Origin of the sequence: Acinetobacter sp. YH16031 (genome assembly GCF_013417335.1) — a bacterium.
Taxonomy (GTDB): Bacteria; Pseudomonadota; Gammaproteobacteria; order Pseudomonadales; family Moraxellaceae; genus Acinetobacter.
In genome coordinates, this window is the sequence record NZ_VPED01000108.1 from 1 (window position 1) to 2,295 (window position 2,295).

General features: G+C 40.0%; 2 protein-coding genes. One reads left to right on the plus strand and one right to left on the minus strand.

Annotation, left to right across the window (positions count from 1 at the left end; all coding sequences use genetic code 11):
- The first annotated feature begins 467 nt into the window (after positions 1–467).
- A complete protein-coding gene (locus FTV31_RS16275) occupies positions 468–611 on the plus strand; it encodes a hypothetical protein (RefSeq protein WP_180015695.1) in 144 nt (47 codons plus the stop codon).
- 1,004 nt (positions 612–1,615) lie between these two features.
- Here the strand turns inward: FTV31_RS16275 and FTV31_RS16280 are convergent.
- On the minus strand, positions 1,616–1,819 hold the full coding sequence (locus FTV31_RS16280) for a hypothetical protein (RefSeq protein ID WP_004968112.1): 204 nt from the start codon (positions 1,817–1,819) through the stop codon (positions 1,616–1,618).
- Positions 1,820–2,295: the final 476 nt, after the last annotated feature.

Here is a 2,295-nt window from a genome sequence, read left to right on the forward strand (position 1 = left end):
CCATGCGAACGCACCTAGACAGCATATTTTTTGTGCATTATGATTTTCTCATCAGTTGTGAAGTGTGTCTGACCAACGCACCTAAAAGACCTAACCGTTTTTTAGTGTGCCGTTAGGCACACTAAAAATTTTGATTTTCAACAGCTCACAGTGGAAAGGTTGACAGCCTGAAAACTGCTTGACGAAGCGGACTGCTGCGGAAACGTAGCTCGGTACGCTTTGATGAGGGCTGATGAGGGGTGGCTTTTGCCTACCCTCAAATTCTACTCAATCCACTTCATTGTTGGTTCTTGAAGTTGGGCGACAAGGAAACGGAATCACCGAAAGGTGGCGAATGGGTTAAACCCCATTCTAGGCTGAAAGGGCTGAAATCCTGCTTTTGAAGAAATAGTGAGTGAAATCCATAGATGGAGAGTAGCGTTAATAACTACCGTTCTTCGCTGAATCTTTATGGTTTGGCGAGGTGCGTGGCACACACGATGGCTTCTGCGGTATTCGAGAGGGTACAGGCGATCAAGGTGAAAGCTGGCGAGAGTGGCACTTTTGGGTCAGGTGGTGAATTTGTCGTGATGACATTCCATTTTGGCTCGAAAGGTCGATGTATAGCTTAAACGTGTTAAAGGTGGGGAGAAATCCTCATCGACTGTGCTAAGTAAGTGTTCTACCCATGATGATATTTTTTAAGCTGCGGAATCGGTATTTTGGAACTGCGTACCGAAAAGCAAGGAAAAGGTTTAGAAAATTAGTGGATGGGCGTACTGCTTGTTAAGACTTCAAAAGATAACTTGGGACGCACTTTTATGTCATTAGGTTTTGTCACCTAAGTATTTGAATAACTAATTTTTAGTTATCGGCATAGATGTGTTGGAGCGATCTTTAGTAGCGCATATAAGGTAAGTTGTTTTTGCCGAAGTTGTACCGTTAAACGTCTGAATAGTTTGCTCGTCTTTTGTGAAATAGATAGGGATCTATAATCACAGGAGATTTATTAATCGGATTGGAATATTCATTAAGTAAGTGAATGAATAGGACGTTTCTTTAGAGCAGGCTTAAATAGTTTCTTTGAAAGTATTTAAGCTCTCTAAAGTTGGGAAAAGACCATAGCTACCGTTGTCAGAAATGGCTTGTTAAGGGAATCGTGGTTTTGCGAAAGAGTGATGTTGAGGCTACAGGGGACTGTAGTTGAGTGTGTTACTTCTTGCATGGTAAAAGTGCTTGAAGGCTGTGAATTTAATGTCACAGGGAAATCAAAAAGGTTAAATGGGGATTGGTCTCCCCTGCTGTTCGAGTTGGTCGCTCGGACTAAACTAAACTTCTGAAGACATAGTTTTTCGAGGTTGTTATCCACCATAGGATAAATATTTTCTGATTTTATGAATAAAATTAGCGTTTTAAAGTTTGGTGTTGGTTGGTTGGCAATCGGCACTTCGACAAAATTTTACGGTGCATACGTTATAAGCATTTTTTAGACCCCCTCGGATATTCTTGCCAACAGAATATCGAAACGAGGTGGGTTGTCTAAATGCTCACCATTTGCGTTTTAAGGCACTTTAAACTAAAACCTATAGGTAGAATAGGAATGACCAATAAAACGCCAAATACAGCAAACCATGCGCTATAAATCCACATCTCTTGGTGTATCTTGCTCTCGATCTGTCATAAAATCTTCTAACCCTGTTGGGTCATCATGGTTTTTAAAGAACTCCTCCCAAGTTACTTCACAAAAGACACCATCTTCATTGGCTCTAAACCATCGTGGTTTGTTGAAGTTCTTCATCGAGAGAGAAACCAAATCTTCATCTTTTTTATCTTTGCTCATCTCAGATCCTCTTTAGCGAGTGTCTACGAGCGACACAACGAAAATTTGCGCCTAGACTCCCTGAAAAACTGCTTTTTAAAATATTTGCTTCAACAAATTGAAAGTAGATCACATGCTGATCTTTGCACCTAGACCGAGCGAAGCGAGCATAAAAAACTTATGAGCGAAGCGAATTCCGAGTTGCTTTTGCCTTTTCTTAAAGTAACAAGAATATTAACTAAAAATTGCCCCACGAATCGAGCGAAAGCGAGATTCAATAGAGTTTGAGCGTAGCGAAAACCAAGGGCAATTTTTCATTTATTTTTTCATTTACTAATTTTAAAAGCTTTATTAAAAGCTTTTAATAGCTTTTAAAAAGCTTTTAAAAAGCTTTACGGCCAGTCTCAATGTATTGCTATATCAGTGTTTCAGACACTAAAGTGGGGGCGAAATGTTAGGTTTTTGACTTTTAGTGGGGGCGAAATGTTAGGTTTTTG

Excerpts from the sequence above, each read along its gene's own strand:
- FTV31_RS16280 (WP_004968112.1), bottom strand. The coding sequence starts at position 1,819 with ATGAGCAAAGATAAAAAAGATGAAGATTTGGTTTCTCTCTCGATGAAG.